We start from the raw sequence: 5,527 nt of genomic DNA, 5'->3' as shown, positions 1-5,527 counted from the left end.
ACACCAGCGCCGACCTGGATTACCTCAGCACCACGGCGCTGGCGCTCAATGGCGGCACGATCCGCGACACGGCCGGCAACGACGCGACGCTGACGCTGGCGACGCCCGGCGCGGCGAACTCGCTGGGGGCCAACAAGGCCATCGTCATCGACGGCGTCGTGCCGACCGTGACTGGCGTCACCTCCAGCACCGCCAACGGCACCTACAAGCTCGGCGACGTGATCTCCGTGCAGGTGAACTTCAGCGAGGCGGTGGCTGTCACCGGCACGCCGCAGCTGACGCTGGAGACAGGCACCACCGACCGTGCTCTGAATTACGCGAGCGGCAGCGGCACCGGCACGCTGACCTTCACCTACACGGTGCAGGCGGGCGACACCACCGCGGACCTCGACTACCTGGGCACGGGCGCACTGGCGCTCAACGGCGGCGCCATCGACGACCTGGCCGGCAACCCCGCCGTGCTGACGCTGGCCACGCCCGGCGCGGCGAACTCGCTGGGCGCCAACAAGAACATCGTCATCGACGGCATCGCGCCGAGCGTGGCGGGCGTGACCTCCAGCAGCCCCGACGGCCTCTACCAGGCCGGCGACGTGATCACCATCCAGGTGAACTTCAGCGAAGCCGTCAACGTGACCGGCACGCCGCAGCTGACGCTGGAGACCGGCTCGACCGACCGGGTGGTGAACTACAGCGGGGGCAGCGGCACCAGCACGCTGGCCTTCACCTACACCGTGCAGTCGGGCGACACCACCGCCGATCTCGACTACCTCAGCAGCGCGGCGCTGGCGCTGAACGGCGGCAGCATCACCGACATTGCCAGCAACAACGCCATCCTGACGCTGCCTGCCCCGGGCACGGCAGGCTCGCTGGGCGCCAACAAGAACCTGGCGCTGGACAGCATGCCGCCGGTGTTCGCGTCGGCGGCGGTCAACGGCAACACGCTCGTGCTGAGCTACATCGAAGCCGACGCACTGAACGCCGGTGCGCCGCCCGCCGCAGGGGCATTCACCGTCAAGGCCAGCAACAAGATCGTCTCGGTGAACTCCGTGGTGGTGAATGCGCTTGCCAAGACCGTCACGCTGACGCTTGACGGGACGGTCAACAGCAACCAGTTGGTGACACTCAGCTACACCGACCCGACCCCGGGCGACGACGCCAACGCCATCCAGGACGCGGCCGGCAACGACGCCGCCAGCCTGGTGGCCGTGGCGGTTGCCAACAACACGCCGGTGCCGCCGCCGCCGGCCAACACGCCGGGCACCGGCGGGCCGATCGCCAACAGCAGCCACCCCGGCGTGCTGCCCGAGCGCGGCGACATCCTTGCGTTCGATCCGCTGAGCATCAGCGACCCCGACGGCGGCGCCAAGCTCGGCTCCATCACTTACCAGTGGCTGCGCGACGGCGCGACGATCGGCGGCGCCACCGGCGCCAACTACCAGGTCGACCTGAACGACGTCGGCAAGCTGCTGTCGCTGACGGTCAACTACGTCGACGGTGCGAACGTCCATGAATCGCTGTTCCTCACGGCCGGCGGCCGCTCGGGCGACGGCGACGGCGCGGCCACCGCCGCCGAACTGCTGGTTCCCGCGCTGCTGCCGGGCGGCCTGCCGGGCGACGGCAACGGCGACGGCCTGCTGGACGCCTACCAGGTCGACGTGCTCTCCGCGCTGCTGCCGAACCAGCCGGGGCAGAGCGGCAGCCACTACATCACCCTGGTGGGCGACTCGAACCATGGTGCGATCGACGGCGACCCGAACCACTCGGTCGTCAACGCGTTCAGCACGGGCGTGGTGACCGGCCAGGCGCCGGCGGTGCTGCGCATGAACACCACGCTGAACTTCAGCGTGGACGTGGGCTACAACGGCCTGCTGGAAACCTTCAGCATCTTCGTGGAGAGCTCGGTCGGTGCCAAGGGCTTCTGGCTGCTGGGCAACAACGGCCACTGGCACAACGTGACCACCGGCATCGCGCAGGTGGGCGGCATGACGCGCGTGGACTTCTTCGTGGCCGACGGCGGCCCGTTCGACTCCGACGGCGTGGCCAACGGGATCATCAACTTCACCGGCGTCGTCGCCGACCCGCCGGCCAGCATCGTCGGCGCCGCGCCGACGATCCTGCTGCCCGGCCTGGGCGGCAACTGGTTCCTGTTCTGATGCGCAAGGCAACACACGACATGACTGCTTCTTCGACTCCGCTTCCCAACGCGCTGCGCGTCCTGTTCTGCGCCACCCTGGCGGCAACCCTGGTTGCCTGCGGCGGCGGCGGCAGCAGTGCGCCGGCACCCGCCGCTCCGGCACCCACGCCCGCTCCGGCGCCTGCGGCAGCGGCCACCCAGGGGTTCTGGACCGGCAGCATCGACGGCCAGACCACCGTCTCGGCCGTGTACCTGGCCGAAGGCCCGGGCATCACGCTGCTGCAGACCGGCCCGCTCACCACCCTGGTGGTGGGCACCGCCACCGTGTCCTTGCCGGCGTTCGCGGTGACAGGCCGCCGCTACGACATCGCCAGCGGCACCGTAGGCAACTACAGCGCGGCCGGCACCGTGGTGCCCAAAAGCACGCTGAGCTTCGCCGGCGCGGGCCTCACGCCGCCCTATACGCTGAGCTACAACCCCGCCTACGAGGTGCCGGCGAGGCTGCAGGACGTCGCGGGCCGCTGGCAGGCCGGCTTCAGCGGCGGCACGCTGACGCTCACGCTCGACATCGCCGCCAACGGCGCCGTCACCGGCACCAACAGCTCCGGCTGCGGCTACGGCGGCACGGTGGCGCCGCACGCCGGCGGCGTGGCGGTGTTCGACGTGCAGCTGACCGAGTCCTGCCCCTCGGCGGCCGCCAACCCGCTGAGCGGCATCGCCACGCTCAACGCGGCCAAGACGGCGCTGTCGGTGGCGCTGGTGACCAGCACGCAATCGGCCGCCACCGCGTTCCAGGCGACGCGGTAGAGAGAACCGCAGAACCCGCATCCGCCTGAAGGATCGTCGATGCGGCTATCCTTGGGCGATGACAGCAGGACCCGATGACATCTCGGCCACCCTCGCGGTGCTGGCCCGCTCCGACGTTGCGCGCGCGCTGGCGGAAGACCTGGGCAGCGGCGACCTCACCGCCGGCCTGGTCGACCCCGCCAAGCGGGCCCGCGCCCGTATCCTGGCGCGCGAAGCCGCCGTGATCTGCGGCGCGCCGTGGGCCGAAGCGGCTTTCCACAGCCAGGACCCCGGCGCCCGGATCCACTGGCTGGTGCCCGAGGGCACGCGCTGCGCTGCCGACCAGGTGGTGGTGGAAATCGAGAGCACGGCCGCCGCGCTGCTGAGCGCGGAACGCACGGCGCTCAATTTCCTGCAGCTGCTGAGCGCGGTGGCGACCAAGACGGCGGTCTACGTGGAGGCGGTGCGCGGCACGCGCGCGCAGATCGTGGACACGCGCAAGACGCTGCCGGGCCTGCGCCTGGCGCAGAAGTACGCGGTGCGCACGGGCGGCGGCACCAACCACCGCATCGGCCTGTACGACGCGGTGCTCATCAAGGAAAACCACATCGCCGCGGCCGGCGGCGTGACCGCGGTGCTGCGGGCCGCCGACCGGGTGGCGGGCCAGGCCAAGTTCATCGAAATCGAGGTGGAAACCCTGGCCCAGCTGGAAGAGGCGCTGGCCGCCGGCGCGCGCATGGTGCTGCTGGACAACATGGCGCTGCCAATGCTGCGCGAGGCGGTGCGCATCAACGCCGGCCGCGCCATCCTGGAAATCTCCGGCGGCGTCACGCTGGACAGCGTGCGCGCCCTTGCGGAAACCGGCGTGGACCGCATCTCCATCGGAGCCTTGACCAAGGACGTGAAGGCCACGGACTTCTCCATGCGCCTGCAGGAACTCTGAACACACCATGAGCGCAGTCATCCCCATCTTCGACGTCGAATACGAGCAGCCCCTCACCTCGGAGGCCGGCAGCGTGTGCGACACCAAGCACGCCTGGGCCCGCGTACCGGTGGAGCCCGGCCCGGCCGAGCGCGCCGCGCTGAAGGACAAGATCAAGCGGCTGCTCAAGGAGCGCGACGCGGTGATGGTGTCGCACTACTACGTGCACCCGGACCTGCAGGACCTGGCCGAGGAAACCGGCGGCCTCGTCAGCGACTCGCTGGAGATGGCGCGCTTCGGCCGCGACCACGCGGCGCAGACGCTGGTGGTCTCCGGCGTGAAGTTCATGGGCGAAACGGCGAAGATCCTCTCGCCCGAGAAGCGCGTGCTCATGCCCGACCTGGACGCCACCTGCTCGCTGGACCTGGGCTGCCCCATCGACGAATTCAGCGCGTTCTGCGACAGCCACCCGGACCGCACCGTGGTCGTCTACGCCAACACCAGCGCCGCGGTGAAGGCGCGCTCCGACTGGCTGGTGACCTCCAGCTGCGCGTTGGACATCGTGCGCGCGCTCAAGGACAAGGGCCACAAGATCCTGTGGGCGCCCGACAAGCACCTGGGCTCCTACATCCAGCGCGAGACCGGCGCCGACATGGTGTTCTGGAACGGTGCGTGCATCGTGCACGACGAATTCAAGGCCTTCGAGCTGCAGGACCTGAAGCGCCAGCACCCCAACGCCAAGGTGCTGGTGCACCCCGAGTCGCCTGCCGACGTGGTGGCCCTGGCCGACGCGGTCGGCTCGACCTCCGGCATCCTGAGGTCGGCGCGCGAGATGGACGCGCGCGAGTTCATCGTGGCCACCGACAACGGCATGATGCACAAGCTGCGCACGCTGAACCCCGGCAAGGTGTTCATCGAGGCGCCCACCGCCGGCGACAGCGCCACCTGCAAGAGCTGCGCGCATTGCCCCTGGATGGCGATGAACGGGCTGGCCGGCCTGGCGCACGTGCTGGAGACGGGCGCCAACGAGGTGTCCATCGACCCCGCGCTGGGCATGCGCGCGCGGCTGCCCATCGACCGCATGCTGGCATTCACCGCGGCGCTGAAGGCCGGGCAGCCGGCCGGCGCGCTGGTGCCGGGCATCGGCGCGGCCTGACGCGGATCGGGTTTTTCCGGCGCTGGTTGTCGAAATCGCGGTGTGCCGGCCGACATTGTCCAGGCGGTGCATGGTGCGCCGCCGCCGACAAGGAGCCTTCCATGCAATACATGCTGATGATCTACGCCGACCCCGCCGGGCTGCAGGCGCTGCGCGATGCCGAACAGTCCACCGCGCTGGCGGCCTACACCGCCTACACCGAGGCGCTCAAGAGCGCGGGCGTCTGGCGCGCCGGCGAGCGGCTGCGCACGGGCGACACCGCCACCACGGTGCGCGTGCGCGAGGGCAAGACCGACGTGCTCAACGGCCCGTTCATTGAGACGCGCGAGCAGCTGGGCGGCTACTACCTGATCGAGGCGCCGGACCTGGACACGGCGCTGTCCTGGGCGGCGCGCTGCCCCGGCGCCAGCCACGGCACCATGGAAGTGCGGCCGGTCTGGTCGATGTGACCAGGGACGACACGCAGGCCGCCGCCGCGCAGGCGGCCGAGGCGGCGGCCCGGCGCGGCTACGGCAAGCTGATCGCGTTC

Annotated in this window: 5 protein-coding genes; all 5 read left to right on the top strand. The window is 70.5% G+C overall.

What is annotated here, in order from left to right:
• A partial coding sequence (locus H0U68_RS06800) for a SwmB domain-containing protein (protein WP_296353927.1) occupies positions 1-2,153 on the top strand: 2,153 nt, incomplete at its 5' end.
• 20 nt (positions 2,154-2,173) lie between these two features.
• Complete coding sequence (locus H0U68_RS06795; protein ID WP_296353925.1) at positions 2,174-2,941, top strand: hypothetical protein; 768 nt, start codon at positions 2,174-2,176, stop codon at positions 2,939-2,941.
• Between the two features lie 58 nt (positions 2,942-2,999).
• Complete coding sequence (gene nadC / locus H0U68_RS06790) at positions 3,000-3,863, top strand: carboxylating nicotinate-nucleotide diphosphorylase (RefSeq protein ID WP_296353923.1); 864 nt, start codon at positions 3,000-3,002, stop codon at positions 3,861-3,863.
• Positions 3,864-3,870: 7 nt separating this feature from the next.
• Entirely contained in the window at positions 3,871-4,998 is a 1,128-nt protein-coding gene (gene nadA / locus H0U68_RS06785) for a quinolinate synthase NadA (protein WP_296353920.1), read from the top strand.
• 101 nt (positions 4,999-5,099) lie between these two features.
• Complete coding sequence (locus H0U68_RS06780; RefSeq protein ID WP_296353918.1) at positions 5,100-5,447, top strand: YciI family protein; 348 nt, start codon at positions 5,100-5,102, stop codon at positions 5,445-5,447.
• Positions 5,448-5,527: the final 80 nt, after the last annotated feature.

Origin of the sequence: Ramlibacter sp. (genome assembly GCF_013697775.1) — a bacterium.
GTDB lineage: Bacteria > Pseudomonadota > Gammaproteobacteria > Burkholderiales > Burkholderiaceae_C > Ramlibacter.
The sequence above is the reverse complement of the archived record's forward strand: the minus strand, read 5'-3'. Positions and strand labels throughout refer to the sequence as shown.